We start from the raw sequence: 19705 nt of genomic DNA on the forward strand, positions 1-19705 counted from the left end.
TTCCCTGGCTGCCATTCGGTCGTTGCAATGTCTGGTGATAAGCCTTACTTAGGGGCACTTCCTTCTTTTACAAGGTGAATTGCCGGCTTTGCCTGGCGGCGGCTGCCGCCAGGCACGGTGCATCAGCTGCCGATGCGTCCGCCGTCGTTCTTGGTGATCACGATGGTGGCCGAGCGGGGACGCTTGCCGGCGCCATAACCGGCGTTGGCCGGCCACTGGCTCGTGTATTTGGACGGATCGCCGATATTCGCCAGCTTGGTATTTTCGCCCGGATGCTGGATGTTGATGAACATGGTCTTGCCATCGGGCGTTTCGCTGATGCCCGTGATTTCCGAACCGACCGGCCCCACCAGGAAGCGCTTGAGCGTGTCGGCCGTAGGTTTCTTGCCGATGAAGGTGTCGACGGCCAGGTTGCCGCCGGCCGCCGTCGCGTAGTTCAGGGTCGACTTGGCGCCATCGCCGACCTTGCCGGGGATGGCCGCCAGCATCATGCAGTTGGTGACATCCGTGTACGCGCCATCGTCCGTCTGGATCCAGCAGATGCCCGTGTAGGGGCTGAAGGCGAGGCCGTCGGGGCTGGAGAAATCCTGCTCGGCCGTCAGGTTCGACAGGTTGATCTTGCTGGCGTCGGCGCCGCTCTCGGCGCCAAACAGGTAGACATCCCAGGTAAAGCTGGTGGCCGCGGCCGCGCCCGTGCCTTCCTTGAAGCGGATGATATGGCCGTTCGGATTGCCGTTTTGCGCCGTCGTGCCCTTCATGTCCGTGTAGGCGCGCGGGTTGGCGCTGTCCGGCGCCAGTTGCGACGAGCCGCTCGGATTGACGGTGCGGTTCGAATTGTTGGTCAGCGTGTAGTAGATCTCGCCATTCGCCGGATTGACCGAGCACCATTCCGGGCGGTCCATTTTTGTTGCGCCCACGGCGTCGGCCGCCAGGCGGGCATTCACCAGCACGTCGGCCAGGTCGGCGAACTTGTAGGCGCTGTACGCCTGGATCAGCGCGTTCGACATGGCCAGCTCGATCCACTGGCCCGTGCCGTCGGCGGCCAGCTTGGCCACGTACAGCTTGCCCGAATCGAGGTATTTGTCGCCGGTGGCGATACGGTCGGCCGGATTGGCGTCCGCGGCGGCCCAGACGGCGGTCGTGACGAATTTGTAGATGTACTCGTTGCGCGAATCGTCGCCCATGTACACGGCCAGTTGCTGGCCCACGGCCGGCACGCTGAAGGCGGCGCTTTCGTGCGCGTAGCGGCCCAGCGCCGTGCGCTTGCGGATGGCCTTGGTCTTGTCGTACGGGTCCATCTCGACGATGTAGCCCATGCCATTCAATTCATTGCGGTAATCGTCGCTGCCATTGGCGGATGCGCCGATCTTGCTCAGGTTCCAGCGCGCGTATTTGTCGTCGCTGCCGCCCGTTTCCCAGCCGTGGCGCGAGGCGCCGCCCTGGCTGCGGCCATAGCGGTTCAGCGAAGCGACGGATTTGTCGCCGCGCGCCGCATTGTCGGTGGCCGAGCGGGTGAAGTAACCGGCCCAGTTTTCTTCGCCGGACAGGTAGCTGCCCCATGGCGACTTGCCCGTGCCGCAATTGTTGATGGTGCCGCGCGTCTTGGTGCCGGTCGGCGAATACTTGGTCACGACGAGGGCGTTGCCGCGCACGGGGCCGGCAAGCTCGATGTCCGTCAGCGGCGTGACGCGGCGGTTGAAAGCGGAATCGTTGACGGTGGCCCAGGCGCTGCCCGTCTTTTTGACTTCCACCACGCTCAGGCCGTGGACGGCCACTTCCTTGTCGACTTCGGCGGCGGGGCGCGGCAGCGAGGTGGTGCCGCCATTCACGTGCAGGAAGTGCGAGGACAGTGTTTCGTCCGTGGTCGCTTCGTGGTTCATCGCCAGCAAGCCCCGTTCGGCGCCGGACGCCAGCGGCGCACCGGCGGCGGACAGGCCGTAGTATTCCATGCCGTCGTGGTGGTCGCCGGCGCGGTTGTCGAAATCGGTATCGCTGCCGTCATTCTTGTACGCTGGCGTGGCCGCGCGCAGCGAGTCGCCCAGCGCATACAGGGCCGTGGCCGTGTAGCCTGCCGGCACCGACACGACGTCGGCCAGGCTTTTCGGCACGGCCGTGAAGGCCAGCAGTTTTTCGGGCGTCGGTGTCGGCGTCGGCGTGACGGCGATGGCGTCGCTGCCGCCACCGCAAGCGGACAGGCCCATCGAACCCATGACGGCGGTAGCGGCCGTGACGGCGCTGCCGCGCAGCCAGTTGCGGCGGCTCAGGCGGGCGCTCAGGATGCTGTTGAAATGGTTGTCGTGGGACGCGTTGCTGTCAATGTCGTTCAGATCGGTGGCGCGGATGGCCAGATCGTTGGGCTTGTTCATGGGCTGCGATGTCCTGTGGTTGCGTGATTAAATGGCAACCGCATGATAGTCAGTGTATGTGACCGCGCCATGTCAGCTTGATGACAAAACGGTGACAGGCTGCCGGCCGGCCGGGCGGACCGCGTCCGTGACGGGCCCGTCCGGTCAGGCAGCCTTGGTCTTACCTGGCCTGGCGAAAACCGCGCTCCACCAGCAACAGCATGCCGCCGAAGATGGACAGGTTCTTCAGGAAGTTCGTCAACTGGTCCTGGAAGTGGGCCGCATCGGCGCTCCAGAAGGCGTGGAAGATGAGCGTCGTCGGGATCAGGAACAGCGCCAGGGCCAGCGCCGCCCAGCGCGCCTGCCAGCCCGTGATCAAGAGCAAGCCGCCGCCCACTTCCAGGACGATCACGCCCACCAGCAAGATATTGGCGATCGGCAAGCCCTGGCTGGCCATGTAACCGGCCACACCGGCAAAGCCGCCGATTTTCAGCAAGCCCGAGACAAAGAACAGCACGCCAAGGGCGGCACGGCCGAGGGGCAGCAGGATATCCGTATTATTTTTCATGTTTGTTTCCTTTTCTTTATTTTTATCAATTATTTAGGCAGGTCGAAGAGCAGAAATTCCGCGTCTTCCGGCTGGGTAATGCTCACGGCCGCTTCCTGCGTCAATTTCAGCGCATCGCCCGCTTTCAAGGGCGTGCCGTTGACGACCAGGCTGCCGCGGATCAGGTGCACATAGGCGAGGCGGCCTTCGTCGAGCGCATGTTCGGCCTGTTCGCCTTCCTGCAGGATGCTGGCGTAGATCGCCGCATCCTGGTGGATCAGCACGGAACCCTGGCGGCCGTCGGAGGAGGCGATCAAGCGCAGCTTGCCCCGTTTGCTTTCCGGCGTGAAGTGTTTCTCTTCATAGCTGGGGGGAATGCCCGTCACGTTCGGCTGTATCCAGATCTGCAGGAAGTGCAAGCCATCCGTTGCCGAGTGGTTGAACTCGCTGTGGCGCACGCCGCTGCCGGCGCTCATGCGCTGCACATCGCCGTAGTGCAGGACGGAACCGGTGCCCATGCTGTCCTTGTGCTCCAGCGCGCCGTCGAGCACATACGAAATGATTTCCATGTCGCGGTGGCCGTGCGTGCCGAAACCCTGGCCAGGCGTGACCCTGTCTTCATTGATCACCAGCAAGGGGCCAAAGCCCATGTGCAGCGGATCGTGGTAGCTGCCGAAGGAAAAGCTGTGGTGGGAATTGAGCCAGCCGTGGTTGGCGGCGCCGCGTTCTTCGCTATGACGAATCTGTAACATGGAGGACTCCGTTTCTATAAGTTAATGTGCGATAATTTCGAAGGACCGTTGCCTGGCGCTGTGCCGTGGCCTCTGCCCTTCGCAGTACGATGAACAAAGTATAGGCGCCTGTTCAGAGAAAGAAAAACGGAAAATATTGCGACCTATGATCGAAAAAATCGAATGTTAAGACTTAGCCTGGAAGCCTTGCAAATCGTTGACGCCATCGACCGCCGTGGATCGTTCTCGTCGGCCGGCAAGGAATTGCATAAAGTCCCGTCCACCATTTCCTATACGGTGGCCAAGCTGGAAGACGACCTGGGCGTGCAGGTGTTCCAGCGCAATGGCCCGAAAGTCATGCTGACGGCGGCCGGCCAGGAATTGCTGAAAGAGGGCCGCTATTTATTGAAGGCGGCGCAGGACCTCGAGCACCGCGTGCGCAGGGTGGCGTCCGGCTGGGAAACGGAATTGTCCATCGGCATCGATTCCATGTTTTCCGCCGTGGCCTTGGCCGACGACGTGCGCGCCTTTTACGACGTGGCGCAGCAGACGCGCCTGCGCCTGTCGCAAGACACGCTGTCGGGCACGTGGGAAGCGCTGCTGGACCGGCGCGCCGACTTGCTGGTGGGCGCGCCCGGTGACGGGCCGGCCGGCGGCGGCTATATCGCGCAGCCGATCGGCATGCTCGACTTCGTCTTCACCGTGGCGCCCACGCACCCGCTGGCCCAGGTGCAGGAACCGTTGTCGCGCGACCACCTGCAGCAATACCGGGCCGTGGTGGTGGCCGATTCGGCGCGCCAGATGGCGCCGCGCACGGTGGGCTTGCTGCTGGGGCAGGATGCCTTGAGCGTGCCGAACATGCAGGTCAAGTTCGACTATCAGGTGCTGGGGCTTGGTTTTGGCTTCCTGCCGGGGCCGTGCGCGCGGGCCGCCATCGCGCGCGGCTTGCTGGTGGAAAAGGCCGTGGAAGAACCGAAACCGTCGGAAACGTTTTACCTGGCCTGGCGCGTGGGCGAGGATGGCGCCGCATTGCGCTGGTGGATGGCGCGCATGCGCGAACCGGATGTGTTTGCCCGCCTGGCGCAGCATCTGCCGGGCCATTCGGCGTAGGTCTTAAAATGTTGACATAGGCCAACATTTTTAAGTTACCATATTCACAGTATTTCCGCCCGACCTCCACGCCCCACAGTGGGATTTTGATGATTACACACACAGCAGCGCTCCTGATATGTTCCCCTGACCTGGTCCACGAGTGGGGTTGCCATGCTTGAGGCGAAGGTTGCGCTGTGCCTGCGCCTGGCTCAGGATGCCCGTGAACAGGCGGGGCCGCAGCAGGCCGCCACCCTGGCGCGGCTGGAGGAGGAACTGGAGCGTCTGCGCGGCGCCAGCCGCCCCGTGGTGCGCGTGGCGCCCCCCGACGCCTTGCTGGAAATCGACCCTGACGGCTTTTTGATCGGCTGGAACCATGGCGCCGAACAGATGTTCGGCTATTCCGAACTGGAAGCCCTGGGCCAGCACATCCTGTTCCTGTATCCGGAAGACGACGCGGAAGCGAGCGTGCTGGAATTGCATTTCACGCAGGGCGACGTGGCCACCGATGTGCGCCGGCGCAAGAAGTCGGGCATGGTGACGTGGCTGCGCATGCACCGCCATGTGATCCACGACCAGGCGGGCAAGGGCTGCGGCATGGCCGTGCGCCTGTCGGCCATGAGCGAGCCGCTGTCCGACGTGGACAAGGTCAGGTTGCACGCGCGCATCATCGAAGACAGCGAGCAAGCCGTGCTGATCACGGACGCGGAAGAGCGCATCGTCTCGATCAACAGTTCCTTCAGCCGCATCACCGGCTACTCGCCGGCCGAAGCCATCGGCCGCACGCCGGACTTGCTGCGCTCGGGCGTGCACGACCCCGATTTCCGCGCCAAGGTGCGCGCCGCCATGCGCGGCCACGGCTCCTGGCGCGGCGAAATCATCGGCAAGCGCAAGAATGGCGAATTGTTCCCGCAAGACGTCACCATCAGCGTCGTGCGCGACGAATTCGGCGAAATCAGCCACGTGTTTTCCCTGTTTTCCGATATCTCGGTGCACAAGGATGCCGAGGCGCGCATGCAGCGCATGGCCAACTACGACAGCCTGACGGGCTTGCCCAACCGTTGCCTGCTGAATCAATTGGTCGACCAGGGCCTGGCCGAAGCGAAACGCCAGGGCACGCATGGCGCGCTGATGGTCATCGACATCAGCCGCATCGGTTCCATCAGCGACACGCTTGGCCATGAAGTGGGCGACCAGCTGGTGATCGCCATCGGCCAGCTGTTCCGTGGCGCCCTGCGCGACGCGGACATCCTGGCGCGCGTCGACAACAGCAAGTTCGTCGTGGCCCTGCTGCATATCGAAAAGCGCGAACACGCGGCGAATGTGGCGCAAAAGCTGCTCAACCTGCTGGAGGCGCCGATCAATATCGACACGCACGCGCTGCACGTGGGCGCCAGCATCGGCATCACCGTGTATCCGGAAGACGGCCTGGAAGCGCCGGCCCTGTTCCGTTTTGCCGACGTGGCCGTGGCCAAGGCGGGGCAGACGATCGAATCGACCTTCCTGTTTTACCGCGAAGACATGAACCGCCGGGCCAAGGAACATTTGCGCCTGGAAAGCGAAATGCGTTTGGCCTTGGGTGACAAGGAGCTGGAATTGCATTACCAGCCGAAAGTGAGCCTGGCCAGCGGGCGCATCGTGGGCGCGGAAGCCTTGCTGCGCTGGAAGCATCCGATGCGCGGCATGGTCTCGCCCGGCCTCTTCATCCCCGTTGCCGAGGAAACCAGTTTGATCCTGGAACTGGGCACCTGGGTGCTGGACGAGGCCTGCCGCCAGATCCGCAACTGGGAAGACCGTGGCCTGCACATGCCGGCCATCGCCGTCAACCTGTCGGCGCGCCAGTTCGATGAACAGTTGCCGGCGCGCATAGCGGCCGTGCTGGAGCGCTACGGCGTGCGGCCCGACCAGATCATGCTGGAAATCACGGAAAGCCTGCTGATGCGCGGCGCCGACAAGGTGATCGACATCATGAACCAGCTGGTGGCCATGGGCCTGGCGCTGGCGCTGGACGACTTCGGTACCGGCTATTCCAGCCTCGCGTATTTGAAAAAATTCCCCATCAGCACACTGAAAATCGACCGCTCGTTTGTCATCGGCTTGCCCTTCGAGGAAAACGATTGCGCCATCGCCCGCGCCATTGTCACCATGGCGCAGCAGCTGCGCCAGGAAATCGTTGCCGAAGGGGTGGAAACGGCCGAGCAGATGCGCTTCTTGCGCGAACTCGGCTGCGACCAGCTGCAAGGTTATCTGTTCAGCCCGGCCGTGACGGCGGCCGAGTTCGAGCTGATGCTCGATGAAGGCCGGCAGTTGCGGCTGGAAGAGCTGGCCTGAGCCGGCGATTGTCAGATGGTTAGTCGTCCACGGAAACCCCGGCTCGCATAATACGATTCGGCGCCATTGTGGTAGACGAAGACCTGTTCATAGCGGCGGTCGCAAAACAGGGCGCCGCCCAGCGCGCGGATGCTGTCCGGCGTGGCGATCCAGCTCGACGTTTTGCGGTCGAATGGCCCCAGTTCCTGCAACTGGCGGTATTGCGTCTGCGTCAGCAGTGTGACTCCCATCGCCTGCGCCATGGCCATGGCGCTGCCGGCCGGCTTGTTGGCCTTGCGCGCGGCCAGGGCCGCCGCATCGAAACACAGGCTGCGCCGGCCGAGCGGACTTTCTGCCGAGCAATCGCAAAACGTGACGGCGCCCGTGTCGCCGGCGTGCCCGATGACGTCCGGTTCGCCGCCCGTGTCTTCCATCTGCTGCAATACCGCCAGGCTGGCGGGAGCGGCGTCCAGCCGCGCCAGCACCTTGTCCCACGTCCATTGCGGATGGCGGTGTCTGTGCTGGCTGAAGCGGGTTTGCAAGGTGTGGATCAAGGTCTCATGCATGAGCGCGGCTCCCGGAAGTTTCAACGATAGGGCCGATTATAAGACGCGATGCGTGCTCACCCCAGCTTGACCTTTTCCAGCAGATAATCGAGCATCACGCGCACCCTGGCCGGCACTTGCAAGCCCGGTCCCACGAAGACGGCGTGCACGAGTTCCCTGTCGCCCGGATTGTAGTCCTGCAGCACTTCTACCAACTGACCTTGCGCAATGTCGCGCAGCACGTGCTGGCGTGAGAAGCGTCCCAGTCCCATGCCCGCCAGTACCAGTTGGCGCATGCTTTCGCCATCGCTGACGCAGGTATTGCCCTGCGGCGCCACATTCAACATGCCGCCAGCGCCATCGAGGAAGGGCCAGGTTTCGTTCTGGCAGCGGAAGTTGAAGGCCAATAAATTGTGTCCGGATAATTCCTGCGGCGTGCGCGGCAGGCCGTGGCGCGCCGCGTAGGCGGGCGACGCCACGACAACCATCGCGTCTTCTCCGAGTTTGCGCGCCACCAGGTTCGATTCCTTCAGCTTGCCCGTGCGGATGGCGATGTCGGTGCGGTCTTCCAGCAAGTCGACGATGGCGTCGCTGACGACGACGTCGAGCACGATGTCGGGATAGCGCTGCGCGAACTCGGGCAGGATGGGCAGCAGGTGGCGCACGCCGAACGGTACGAAACAGTTGATGCGCAAGCGTCCGCGCGGCGCTGCGCCCTGCGATGCTTCGCGCTCGGCGCCATCGATATCGTCGAGGATGCGCTTGCACTGCACGAAGAAGGCGTCGCCTTCGGGCGTCGTGTGCAGCTGGCGCGTGCTGCGCTGGAGCAAGCGGGCGCCCAGCCGTGCTTCCAGGCGATTGACCAGCTTGCTGACGGCCGATGGCGTCAAGGCCAGACGGCGCGCGGCGGCGGAAAAGGCCCCCGTTTCCACCACGGCGGCAAACACGGCCATCTCGAACGCGCGGTTGATGTCTTGCCTGGCCATTATTGAATCCATTTCACAGGTGTTTCCATTATTGGAGTCTATATCAAAAGCGTTTGCATCGATACACTGGCTGGCTTGAACCATTGTTGGAGCCATCATGACCACCGCAAGTCCTGTTTCCACTTCAGCCAGCAAGATGCCGCCCGGCGTGCTGGCGCTGGCCGTCGGCGCCTTTGCCATCGGCGTCACCGAATTCATCGTCGTCGGCATCCTGCCCACCATCGCGAAAGATTTGCATATTTCCATCGAATCGGCCGGCTCGCTGGTCAGCCTGTATGCGCTGGCGCTGGCCATCGGCACGCCGCTGCTGGTGCTGCTGATGTCGCGCCTGCCGCGCAAGGCCACCTTGCTGGGGCTGATGAGCGTTTTTCTCGCCGGTAACCTGCTGGCCGCCTTTTCGCATACGTTTGAACTGTTGCTGCTGGGGCGGGTCATCACGGCCGTGGCGCACGGCACCTACTTTGCCATCGGCGCCACCGTGGCGGCCAGCCTGGTCACGAAGGAACAGGCGGGCAGGGCGATTTCCGTCATGTTTGCGGGATTGACCCTGGCCATGGTGATCGGCGTGCCCTTCGGCAGTTTTCTGGGCAACCTGATGGGCTGGCGCTTGCCCTTCTTTGCCGTGGTGGTCTTGGCCGCGCTGGGCCTGGGCGCCATGGCGCGCTGGCTGCCGGCCGGTTTGCAGCAAGGCAAGGGCGGCAAGGCCATGACGCAGCTGGCGGCCCTGGGCAGCGGCCCCATCCTGACGATGATGGCGGTGACGACGTTTGGCTTTGGCAGCAGCTTTGCCGCGTTCACGTTCATCACGCCCATCCTGACGGACGTGACGGGATTTTCCGCCACCATGGCCAGCGCCTTGCTGATCGTGTTCGGCATCGCCACCTTTGCCGGCAACCTGGCGGGCGGCTACCTGACCAGCCACCTGGGCTGGCAAAAGGCCTTGCGCCTGATGCTGTTGTTGCTGGCCGTCACGCAAGCGGGCGTGGCGTTGAGCATCAGTTCGCCCTGGATGATGACGGTGATGCTGTTCGTCTGGGGCGTGTTTTCCTTCGGCCTGTCGCCCGCCTTGCAGGCAGGCATGCTGGCCACGGCCGAGCGCTACACGCCGCAAGCCGTCGATTTCGCCTCGGGCCTGAACATTTCCGCATTTAACCTCGGCATTTCCTTTGGTTCCATGCTCGGTGCGTTGATGGTCTCGCGCCAGTTGATGGCGTCGTCGCCGTGGGCCGGCGTGGCCGCTGCCTTGCTTGCACTGTTGCCGCTGGCCTGGCTGGCGCGCAAGAACCTGGCGTCGCACGTGGCGGGTGCGGCCGTGCACTGAGGTTCAGGTATGCACGGCGGCGGCCGGCGCCGCTTTCTTCATGCGCTGCGCCATGTACGAACTGCCCATCGACGCGGCCATGATCATGGCGATGGCCAGCCATTGCCCGGCACCCAGGCGCTCGTCGAGCAGGATGTATGCGAGCATGGCGGCCACGGCCGGTTCCATGCTGCTCATGATGCCGAACGCTTGCGGCGTCAGCCGCTTCAGGGCCACCATTTCCAGCGAGATCGGGATGGCGCTGGAAATGAGGGCCACGCCCAGGCCCACGCCCAGCACGACAGGCGAGAGCAGGGCGGCGCCGCTGTGCATCACGCCCACGGGCACGACCACCAGCGCGGCCATTGCCAGGCCCAGCGATACGGAGTGTCCCGCATGCAAATGGCTGGCGCGCTTGCCGAAGACGATGTACGAAGCCCAGCAGACGGCGGCGCCCAGGGCGAACAGCACGCCCGTGGGGTCGAGGTTGCTGACGTCGTGGCCGAGCGGCAGCAGCAGCGCCAGTCCCGCTACGGCCAGGGCCACCCAGACGAAGTCGATGGGGCGGCGCGAGGCCAGCAGGGCCACAGCCAACGGGCCGGAAAACTCGATCGCCACGGCGATGCCGAACGGGATCGTGCGCAAGGCCATGTAGAAGCACAGGTTGGTCATGCCCAGCGCCGCGCCATACAGGGCCACCGTGCGCAGATCGGCGCGGCTCAGCTGCCAGCGCCACGGGCGCCAGAACAGCAACAGTAGCAGGGCGGAAAAGCCCACGCGCACGGCCGTCGTGCCCTGTGCGCCGACGAGCGGGAACAGGCTGTGCTTGGCCCATGACGTGCCCAGTCCCAGGCAAGTGACGGAGCCGAGGATGGCCAGCAGGGGAATCAGCGAGGAATAGCGGCGTAATGGCATGGTGATAAAAGGCTTGATAACGGAATAGCGAAAGTTTATTGTGTCTGCTCCGATATTTGCACTGCAATTTGACCTTCATGACGCAACTTTCGCTCACGCCCTCCCTTGCCCTAGACGCCTTCGATCTGGCGATCCTCGATATTTTGCAGCGCGATAACACGACTTCGCAGCGCGAAATCGCCCGGGCCGTGCACTTGTCCGCGCCGGCCGTGCAGCGGCGCATCCGCCGCCTGCGCGAGAGCGGCGTGATCCGCAACGAGGTGGCCGTGCTCGACGCGAGCCGCCTGGGCCGTCCCCTGATATTGACGGTGGAAGTGCATTTGCACGACGAGCATCCTCAGCGCACGGCCGGCATGCGCGCGCGCATCATGGCCGAGCCTGCCATACAGCAGTGCTACGGGATTACCGGCGAGGCCGACTACCTGCTGGTGATCACGGCCAGCAGCATGGCCGAATACGAAGCGCTGACGGAACGCCTGTTCGGCGGCGACGACAATATCCGGCGCTACCGCACCTCGGTGGCCTTGACTTGCCTCAAGATGGGTTTGCACGTGCCGCTGGGGTAGGGCTTACTGCTCCTCGCGCTCCGCATCGCGTTCGCGGCAGCTCAAGGATGCGTAATGACCTTTCGGCAGCCGGGTCTTGATGGCCACCTCGTTCAGTGCATGTTGAATATCGACCGGGTCCGTCAAGGTGCAGCGCTGGGCGCTGGCGAACGCTTGCAGGTTTTGCGTGCTGCCGCGCACTTTCACCGTCACGCCGGCGCCGGGGCTGACGCAGCAGCCTATGTATTGCGTGATGTATTCCTCTTCGATGAGCACCAGTTCATGCCCCATGAAGCTGGCCGGCTTCTTCAGCAGGTAGTAATCGGTGTAGTCGAAGCGCTGCTGCGGGCGCTGGCTGATAAAACCTTCGCGCACATAGGCGGCGATGGCCTTGCCGGAGGTGCCTACTCTGTCCGTCGTGCCCTTTTTCAGGTGCAGGGCATGCCGCAAGCCCATTTCGAGCCCGGGATCGGTAGCGGCGAGGGCGCTGGCGCAACTGGCGGCGAGCAGAAGAGCGCCGAGCAGGCGGCGGGTGCGGCATGCAGGCATGAGAGTGATTTCTTGCATATATTTAAACTAAAGGGGAGTAGGGGCGCAGTGTAGCGCACGTCACGCGGTAGGCATGGCACAATGCGTGATCCGCATGCCACTCACCCCAGGATTTTCATGACCCGCGCCCTCCTTGACCAAGCCCAGATCCATCCCGCCGCCCGCCCCTTGATCGGCAGCAAGCACAAGGACATCGTGCGCGAGGTGCAGGCGGCCATCGCCGCGCACCAGGTGGTGGTCGTCGGCATGGCGCTCAATCCGTTTCCGCGCAAGGCGCGCAAGATCCTCGACGTGCTGGGCACGCCCTACCAGTACCTGCAATACGGCAGCTATCTGAACCAGTGGCACCGCCGCAATGCCCTGAAAATGTGGACGGGCTGGCCCACGTTTCCCATGGTCTTTGTCAACGGCGTGCTGATCGGTGGCGCCAGCGAACTGCACAAGCTGGTGGAAAATGGCGAGTTCAGCGCCATGCTGGCCAAGAAGGTGCGCGAGTTTTAAGACCCGCCTTCTATTCTCCTTACTCGCCCGGCCGCCACGGTGACTTGCGCGTGCGCAGCGGGTCGAGCAAGCTGCGCAAGTCGTTGTGGTCGAGCTCGTACATCAGCGCAATTAAACTGCCCAGTTCGCCCGAGGGGAAACCCTCGCGCGCGAACCAGCCCAGGTAGTGTCCGGGCAAATCGGCCAGCAAGCGTCCCTGATACTTCCCATATGGCATTTCGCGCGTGACCAGCAGCGCCAGTTTTTCTGAATTCATGGTGGTGATCCCGTGTTGATGCGGTCAGTGTAGCAGACCATACAATTGTTGATTTGCGCGCAAGTATCTTCTTCCTGTGGAGGTATTTTTCGAAACAAAGAAAGCCCCGATACTGCAAGCCTCGCATTTGCATCCACCTATATCGGAGTCTTTCATGCCCATTGCCTTGCTCGCGCTGACCCTCAGCGCATTTGCCATCGGAACCACCGAGTTTGTCATCGTCGGGCTGTTGCCCACCATCGCCGCGGACCTGGGCGTCAACCTGCCATCGGCCGGCTTGCTGGTCAGCCTGTATGCGCTGGGCGTCGCCGTCGGCGCACCCGTGCTGACTGCCCTGACGGGCAAGATTCCCCGCAAAACCCTGTTATTGTCGCTGATGGTCCTGTTCACCCTGGGGAACTTGTTGGCGTGGAAGTCGCCGGGCTACGAGACCCTCGTCATCGCTCGCATCCTGACGGGGCTGGCGCATGGCGTATTCTTTTCCATCGGCTCGACCATCGCCACCTCGCTGGTGCCGAAGGACAAGGCCGCCAGCGCGATTGCCATCATGTTTACGGGCCTGACCGTGGCCCTGGTGACGGGCGTGCCGCTGGGCACCTTCATCGGCCAGCATTTCGGCTGGCGTGAAACCTTCCTCGCCGTCTCGGCCCTGGGCCTGGTCGCCTTTGTCGGCAGCTTGCTGTACGTGCCGTCGACCATCAAGCACAGCAAGCCTGCATCGTTGCTGCAGCAAGTGCAGGTGCTGGGCCAGCCGCGCCTGTTGCTGGTGTACGCCATGACGGCCGTCGGCTATGGCGGCTCTTTCATCGCCTTTACGTATCTGGCACCGATCCTGCAAGACGTGTCGGGTTTCAGCGCCGGCGCCGTGGGCGTGGTGATGCTTGTGTATGGCGTGTCGGTGGCGTTTGGCAATATCTGGGGCGGCAAGCTGGCCGACAAGAAAGGCCCAGTGCGTGCCCTGAAACTGATCTTCCTGCTGCTGGCGCTTGTTTTGCTGCTGTTGACCTTCACGGCGCCGCATCCTGTGCTCGTCGTCATCACCGTGCTGCTATGGGGCGCCGTGGCCTTCGGTAACGTGGCCGGGCTGCAAGTGTATGTCGTGCAGCAAGCGGAACACTTCACGCCCCGCGCCGTCGACGTGGCTTCGGGGCTGAACATCGCCGCGTTTAATCTGGGCATCGCCGGCGGCGCCTGGGGCGGCGGCCTGATCGTCGAACACTTGGGCCTCGTGCATACGGGCTGGATCGGTGCGCTCGTCGTGCTGGGTGCATTCGGCTTGACGGCCTTGAGCGGCCGGATGGACCGCTTGAATCCCATCCCTGTGCGCACTGGCGGCGAAAAGTCGATCCATGCGGTAGGGCATTAAGCCGGCTTGATTTGCAAGCAAGTTGCTGGCACGGGCGAGAGTAGGGTTTACAATAGTGCTTACCTTTCTCTCGCCCATACTCCCCATGTCCGATACAGCAATGTCACCGCTGCGCCTGCGCGCCGCCATCAATCCGAAACCGCTGGGCGTCGCCCTGTTGCTCATCGTGCTAGGCGCGTGGTACCTGGCGCAAACCGTCGGCATTCACCAGTCCGCGCTGTACGTGGTGGGCGCCTTGCTCGGCATTACCCTGTATCACGCGGCCTTCGGTTTTACGTCCGCCTGGCGCGTCTTCATCGCCGATGGCCGCGGTGACGGCTTGCGCGCGCAAATGCTGATGCTGGCCGTGGGCGTGGCGCTGTTCTTCCCGGCATTGTCTGCCGGGACCCTGTTCGGCACGCCCGTCGCGGGCCTGGTGTCCCCCGCCGGCACCTCCGTCATCTTTGGCGCCTTCATCTTCGGCATCGGCATGCAGCTGGGCGGCGGTTGCGCTTCCGGCACCCTGTACACGGTGGGGGGCGGCAGCACGCGCATGCTCATCACCCTGGCCGCCTTCATCGTCGGCTCCGTCATTGGCACGGCGCACATGCCGTTCTGGACGGCGCTGCCGCAGCTCCAGCCCATTTCCCTTGTCACGAGCCTGGGCCTGGTGCCCGCACTGGCGCTGAACTGGATCGTCTTCGCACTGATCGCCGGCCTCACGGTGCTGGTGGAAAAGCGTCGCCATGGCAAGCTCGTCGCGACGCCCCTGCGCCCGGCGCAGGCGTCACCCTGGCTGCATGGCCCGTGGCCGCTGGTGGCGGGCGCCGTTGCTCTCGTCGTACTGAACTTCGCCACCCTGGCGCTGTCGGGCAAGCCGTGGGGCGTGACGTCCGCGTTTGCCCTGTGGGGCGCCAAGGCCGCGTCCGTGGTCGGCATCGATACGGCCAGCTGGGCCTACTGGTCGACCAAGGCCAACGCGGCCGCCCTGGCCGCGCCGTTGACGCAGGACAAGACTTCCGTGATGGACATCGGCATCGTGCTGGGCGCCATGCTGGCGGCGGCGCTGGCCGGCCGCTATGCGCCCGTGTGGCGCATCCCGCGCCGCTCGATCATTGCCGCCATCGTCGGCGGCTTGCTGCTCGGTTACGGCGCGCGCCTGGCCTACGGCTGCAACATCGGCGCGTATTTCAGCGGCATCGTCTCGGGCAGCCTGCACGGCTGGCTGTGGCTGGTCTGTGCTTTTCTGGGCAACGTCATCGGCACGCGTTTGCGTCCGTGGTTCGGCCTGGAAGTGGAGAAAGTCAAACCGACCGGCTGCTGACGCCGGCGGAAACAGGGGCTTTGCTGTATATTTCTGCCCCTGTTCCCCTTTGCCGCCAGCGCAACGTTCATGTCCCCAGTCACCCTGTTTGCCGTCGTCCTCGCGTATTTCCTGATCCTGCTGGGCGTGGCATGGCGCACCTCACGCCATGCCACCAATGACAGTTTTTTCATCGGCAACAAGGATAGCAACTGGATGCTGGTGGCCTTCGGCATGGTGGGCACGACGCTTACGGGCGTGACTTTCATCAGCGTGCCCGGCGCCGTGGGGAATAACGGTTTCGGCTATATCCAGCTGATGATCGGCTATGTGCTGGGCTATCTGGCCATCACCTTCATCTTGCTGCCGCTGTACTACAGGCTGCAGCTCACGTCGATTTACCGCTACCTGGAACTGCGCCTGGGACGGCGCTCCTACCAGAGCGGGGCGGCGTTTTTCATCGTCTCGCGCTTGCTGGGCGCCACGGCGCGGCTGTATCTGGTGGTCAATATCCTGCAAGCGACCATACTCGACAGCCTGGGCGTGCCGTTCTGGCTGACCTCGTGCGTCGTGCTGCTGCTGATCCTGCTCTACACCTATGAAGGTGGCGTGAAAACCATCGTCTGGACCGATACCCTGCAGACGGCATGCATGCTGGCCGGTCTCGTCATCTGCAGCGTGTTCTTGCTGCGCGCAATGGATATGTCCCTCATCGACAGCCTCGAGCGCATGCGTGCGCAAGGTCTCACGCGCATCTTCACCGTCGATCCGGACAGCCCCGCCTATGTATGGAAACACATTCTTGCCGGCATGTTCATCACGATCGCCATGACGGGCATGGACCAGGAAATGATGCAAAAGAATATCTCCGTGCGGACCTTGCGCGACTCGCAAAAGAATATGCTCAGCCTGACCGTGGTGCTGACGGGCGTGCTGCTGCTGTTCCTGTTCCTCGGCGGCTTGCTGCACCTGTATGCGCCGCTGGCCGGCGTGACGGCCACCGGCGATAAATTGTTCCCCGCCGTGGTGCTCGGACATTTCCCTGCCGTGGTGCAGCTGATTTTCTTCATCGCCCTCATTTCCGCCCTGTTTCCCAGCGTGGATGGGGCGCTCACGGCCTTGACGTCCACCTTCTGCATCGACATCCTCGGCCTGCAGCGCAGGCAGGACTTGACTGCGGCGCAGCAGATGCGCTGGCGCCGCCGCGTGCACCTGGGGTTTGCCGCATTGTTTTTGATCCTGATCATGGTTTTCAAGTGGTTTGACGACCCCAGCATGATCGGCGTGATCCTGAAACTGGCCAGCTACACCTATGGTCCGCTGCTGGGCCTGTTTGCCTTCGGTTTGCTGAGCCGGCGCGGCGTGCGCGACCGCTGGGTGCCGCTGGTCGCCGTGGCGGGGCCATTGCTGTGCGCGCTGATCGAGCAGGAGCAGATGCGGCTGTTCGAGCATTACCGCATCGGCCTGGAATTGCTGATCCTGAATGGCGCCCTGGTGCTGGGTGGCCTGTTCCTCATTTCCACGCCGCCAGGGCAGGGCGGACAAGGCACGGCATAGTTATCAAAATAAGACGAATCCGAAGACGATCGGGGCCATTTTCAGCTATATTGATTTCCTTTAGGTACATAACCTCACGGAGCATCAATGTCACTCAACCCCTTCCCGCCGCTACGCCGCGGTTTTGGCGCATTCTGGCGCGCGCTGGACGCCACCCGCCGCGCGGTCATCAATCTGATTTTCCTGCTGATCGTCATCGCCATCCTGATTGCGATCTTTGGCGGCGGCGCCAAGCCTCTGGCGGAAAAGACCACGCTGGTGCTGGACTTGCAAGGCCCGCTGGTCGAGGAAACCCCGGGCGGCGTGCGCGAGGCCGTGCTGGCCAATGTCAGCGGCGAAGTCAAGAAAAACGTGCAGCTGCGCGATGTGCTGGCGGTGCTCGACACGGCGGCCAAGGACAAGAATATCGGCTCCATGGTGATCCTGCTCGACGAATTGCAGGGCGGCGGCCTCGCTTCGCTGCGCGAAGTGGCGGCCGGCGTGGAACGCTTCCGCGCCACGGGCAAGAAAGTCACGGCCTGGGGTTCGAGCTATAACCAGCGCCAGTACCTGGTGGCCGCCAAGGCCGACGAGGTATTCCTGCACCCGATGGGCGGCGTCATGCTGGAAGGCTTTGGCCGCTACCGCAATTACTACCGCGACGCGCTCGACAAGGTGGGCGTGACGGTCAACCTGCTGAAAGTGGGCACGTATAAAAGCGCGGCCGAGCCTTTCATCGCCAACGGCCCGTCCGAAGCGGCGGCCGAAGCGGACCGCTACCTGAACAACGGCCTGTGGACCACTTACACGACGGACGTGGAAAAGGCGCGCAAGCTGCCGGCCGGCGCCATCATGCAATCGATCGACAAGCTGCCCGAGCTGATGACGGCCGCCGGCGGCGACCTGGGCAAGCTGTCGCTGGACGCCAAGCTGGTCGACGGCCTGAAAACGCGCGACGAACTGCGCCAGTTCATGATGGCGCGCGGCGCGAAGAACACGGAAGGCACGAACTTCCGCCAGGTGAACTACACCGATTACCTGGCGCGTTTGCGCCCCGTGCACATCGGCGACGCCGTCGGCGTAGTCATCGCTTCCGGTGAAATCGGCGACGGCATCGCGGCACCGGGTTCCATCGGCGGCCTGTCCACCTCGCGCCTGATCCGCCAGGCGCGCGAAGACAAATCGATCAAGGCCATCGTGCTACGCGTCGATTCGCCGGGCGGCAGCGCCTTCGGCTCGGAATTGATCCGCCGCGAACTGGAACTGACGCGCGCCGCCGGCAAACCGGTGGTCGTCTCGATGGGCAACGTGGCCGCTTCGGGCGGCTACTGGATCAGCACCTCGTCCGATGAAGTCATCGCCGACGCGGCCACCATCACCGGTTCCATCGGCGTGTTCGCGATTCTGCCGACGGCCGACAAGGTGGTGGAAAAGCTGGGCATCCACACGGCCGGTTCGCCCACCACCTGGCTGGCCGACGCGGGCAACCCCTTGCGTCCGCTCGACCCGCGCTTTGCGCAAGTGATCCAGGGTTCGATCAACCACGTATATGGCGACTTCCTGAACCTGGCCGCCAAGGCGCGCAAGACGACGCCGGAAAAGATCAATGAAGTGGCGCAGGGCCGCGTCTGGACGGGCTTGCAGGCGAAAGAGCGCAACCTGGTCGACCGCATCGGCAGCTATGGCGATGCGCTGGCCTCGGCCGCCAAGCGCGCCAACCTGGGCGCCGACTACCGCGTGACGTATCTGGAGCAGGAAACGTCGAACGTGGACCGCTTGATCGGCATGTTCGGCTCCAAGGCCATGGCCTCGCTGGGGCTGGGCGAGCACGTGAAACTGGGCCTGGCCACGACCGGCTTGCCGGCCGACGCGGCGCTGGGCATGGCGCAGGACCTCTCCTGGCTGTCAGGCATCACGCGCGAGCACAAACCGTTCATGGCACTCACGCACTGCCTGTGCGAGGTGCCTTTGGGCGGCAGGTAACACTCACATCAACAGCATACCCAAGCCGGCTTCGTCCGGCTTGTTTCATATCAGGAGCAAGGCATGGCAAGCGACATGAGTACACACACTGACACGGCGATCGCCATCCGGCCGTGCGCGAAGGGCGATGAAGCGGCGCTGGCGCTGGTGGGGCAGGCCACATTCCTGGAAGCGTTTGCCGGCATCCTCGACGGCGCCGACGTCATCGCCCATTGCCAGCGCCAGCACGACGCGCAGTTGTACCGCGACTGGCTGGCGCTGCCGACCATGCGGCTGTGGGTAGCCGAGGCCACGCCGGGCGGCGCGCCTGTCGGCTACCTGGTGCTCAGCCCCGCCAGCTTGCCGGTGGCGGATCCGCAGCCAAAGGACCTGGAAATCAAGCGCATCTACCTGCTGCATCGCTTCCAGGGCCAGCGCGTGGGCCAGCGTCTGATGCAGGCGGCGCTGAGCCAAGCGCGCGCCAGCGGGGCAGGGCGCGTGCTGCTGGGCGTCTATGCGGAAAACCACGATGCGCTGGCGTTCTATGCGCGCTGCGGCTTTGCGCAGGTGGGCCGGCGCACCTTCCGCGTGGGCCGCACCGACTACCAGGATGTCATCCTCGGCATGACGCTGTAAGCGCAAACGGCCCGCGTGGCGCCAGGTCAAGCCGGCTGGCGGGAGATTTGTAGCGAGTTTGTATCTGCATGCGAGTCGCCCGCGCGCCGCTGGAGCCGGGGGGCGACACCCGCCAAGCCTGATTTTTCCACCGTTCCCCCACAGGGGCGGCGTGCCTGCCGGCGCGCCTGATCCGCCCATGCCTGCCTGGCTGTGTGTAATTGTTTCAAGTAGAAATGAAACAGTTACATGACTATGCTAGAGTCGTTTCACGCTAGGGAGCGATGTTTTTTCAGCTGACTTTCAGCTCTTGACTCCCCCGGCT

18 protein-coding genes are annotated in these 19705 nt (G+C 63.7%); 10 read left to right on the plus strand and 8 right to left on the minus strand.

What is annotated here, in order from left to right; translation table 11 throughout:
* Window positions 1–122: 122 nt before the first annotated feature.
* The 3 genes from CSQ93_RS12390 to CSQ93_RS12400 all read right to left on the minus strand — a co-directional run bounded on the left by CSQ93_RS12390 (window position 123) and on the right by CSQ93_RS12400 (window position 3644).
* Entirely contained in the window at window positions 123–2366 is a 2244-nt protein-coding gene (locus CSQ93_RS12390) for a PhoX family protein (RefSeq protein WP_099378312.1), read from the minus strand.
* Window positions 2367–2526: 160 nt separating this feature from the next.
* Complete coding sequence (locus tag CSQ93_RS12395) at window positions 2527–2913, minus strand: DoxX family protein (RefSeq protein ID WP_099378313.1); 387 nt, start codon at window positions 2911–2913, stop codon at window positions 2527–2529.
* 29 nt (window positions 2914–2942) lie between these two features.
* The gene (locus tag CSQ93_RS12400) at window positions 2943–3644 is read right to left on the minus strand and encodes a pirin family protein (protein WP_099378314.1); all 702 of its coding nucleotides are present in this window, start codon (window positions 3642–3644) and stop codon (window positions 2943–2945) included.
* A 162-nt stretch (window positions 3645–3806) separates the two neighbouring features.
* Between CSQ93_RS12400 and CSQ93_RS12405 the strand changes: the two genes are divergently transcribed.
* Window positions 3807–4733, plus strand: coding sequence for a LysR family transcriptional regulator (locus CSQ93_RS12405; protein WP_099378315.1), 927 nt, complete (start codon window positions 3807–3809; stop codon window positions 4731–4733).
* Between the two features lie 153 nt (window positions 4734–4886).
* Complete coding sequence (locus CSQ93_RS12410; protein ID WP_099378316.1) at window positions 4887–7043, plus strand: putative bifunctional diguanylate cyclase/phosphodiesterase; 2157 nt, start codon at window positions 4887–4889, stop codon at window positions 7041–7043.
* An 11-nt stretch (window positions 7044–7054) separates the two neighbouring features.
* Here the strand turns inward: CSQ93_RS12410 and CSQ93_RS12415 are convergent, their stop codons facing one another.
* A complete protein-coding gene (locus CSQ93_RS12415; protein ID WP_099378317.1) occupies window positions 7055–7588 on the minus strand; it encodes a DUF4256 domain-containing protein in 534 nt (177 codons plus the stop codon).
* 56 nt (window positions 7589–7644) lie between these two features.
* Window positions 7645–8553, minus strand: a complete 909-nt coding sequence (locus CSQ93_RS12420; protein ID WP_099378318.1) for a LysR family transcriptional regulator — start codon at window positions 8551–8553, stop codon at window positions 7645–7647.
* Between the two features lie 97 nt (window positions 8554–8650).
* On the opposite strand from CSQ93_RS12420, the gene CSQ93_RS12425 reads away from it, so the two are divergent.
* Window positions 8651–9874 carry an MFS transporter gene (locus tag CSQ93_RS12425; protein WP_199534383.1) on the plus strand — a complete coding sequence of 408 codons (1224 nt, stop codon included), beginning with the start codon at window positions 8651–8653 and terminating at the stop codon, window positions 9872–9874.
* A 3-nt stretch (window positions 9875–9877) separates the two neighbouring features.
* Here the strand turns inward: CSQ93_RS12425 and CSQ93_RS12430 are convergent, their stop codons facing one another.
* A complete protein-coding gene (locus CSQ93_RS12430; RefSeq protein ID WP_099378320.1) occupies window positions 9878–10768 on the minus strand; it encodes an EamA family transporter in 891 nt (296 codons plus the stop codon).
* A gap of 77 nt (window positions 10769–10845) precedes the next feature.
* On the opposite strand from CSQ93_RS12430, the gene CSQ93_RS12435 reads away from it, so the two are divergent.
* Entirely contained in the window at window positions 10846–11334 is a 489-nt protein-coding gene (locus CSQ93_RS12435; RefSeq protein ID WP_099378421.1) for an Lrp/AsnC family transcriptional regulator, read from the plus strand.
* A 3-nt stretch (window positions 11335–11337) separates the two neighbouring features.
* Here CSQ93_RS12435 and CSQ93_RS12440 read toward each other — a convergent pair whose 3' ends face one another.
* On the minus strand, window positions 11338–11862 hold the full coding sequence (locus CSQ93_RS12440; protein WP_099378321.1) for a hypothetical protein: 525 nt from the start codon (window positions 11860–11862) through the stop codon (window positions 11338–11340).
* A 117-nt stretch (window positions 11863–11979) separates the two neighbouring features.
* On the opposite strand from CSQ93_RS12440, the gene CSQ93_RS12445 reads away from it, so the two are divergent.
* Window positions 11980–12363: a glutaredoxin gene (locus CSQ93_RS12445; protein ID WP_035820452.1), complete on the plus strand. Its 384-nt coding sequence runs from the start codon at window positions 11980–11982 to the stop codon at window positions 12361–12363.
* Window positions 12364–12382: 19 nt separating this feature from the next.
* Here CSQ93_RS12445 and CSQ93_RS12450 read toward each other — a convergent pair whose 3' ends face one another.
* Window positions 12383–12619, minus strand: coding sequence for a DUF3820 family protein (locus CSQ93_RS12450; RefSeq protein WP_034749909.1), 237 nt, complete (start codon window positions 12617–12619; stop codon window positions 12383–12385).
* 154 nt (window positions 12620–12773) lie between these two features.
* Between CSQ93_RS12450 and CSQ93_RS12455 the strand changes: the two genes are divergently transcribed.
* From CSQ93_RS12455 to CSQ93_RS12475, 5 genes are all read left to right on the plus strand, one after another.
* On the plus strand, window positions 12774–13985 hold the full coding sequence (locus CSQ93_RS12455) for an MFS transporter (RefSeq protein WP_099378322.1): 1212 nt from the start codon (window positions 12774–12776) through the stop codon (window positions 13983–13985).
* An 85-nt stretch (window positions 13986–14070) separates the two neighbouring features.
* Window positions 14071–15288, plus strand: coding sequence for a YeeE/YedE family protein (locus tag CSQ93_RS12460; protein ID WP_099378323.1), 1218 nt, complete (start codon window positions 14071–14073; stop codon window positions 15286–15288).
* A gap of 69 nt (window positions 15289–15357) precedes the next feature.
* The gene (locus CSQ93_RS12465; protein ID WP_099378324.1) at window positions 15358–16824 is read left to right on the plus strand and encodes a sodium:solute symporter; all 1467 of its coding nucleotides are present in this window, start codon (window positions 15358–15360) and stop codon (window positions 16822–16824) included.
* An 87-nt stretch (window positions 16825–16911) separates the two neighbouring features.
* Window positions 16912–18786 (plus strand): signal peptide peptidase SppA, encoded by a 1875-nt coding sequence (gene sppA, locus CSQ93_RS12470; protein WP_099378325.1) that lies wholly within the window; start codon window positions 16912–16914, stop codon window positions 18784–18786.
* A gap of 75 nt (window positions 18787–18861) precedes the next feature.
* Window positions 18862–19401, plus strand: coding sequence for a GNAT family N-acetyltransferase (locus CSQ93_RS12475; protein WP_099378422.1), 540 nt, complete (start codon window positions 18862–18864; stop codon window positions 19399–19401).
* Window positions 19402–19705: the final 304 nt, after the last annotated feature.

This window comes from Janthinobacterium sp. BJB426, assembly GCF_002735705.1.
Taxonomy (GTDB): Bacteria; Pseudomonadota; Gammaproteobacteria; order Burkholderiales; family Burkholderiaceae_D; genus Janthinobacterium.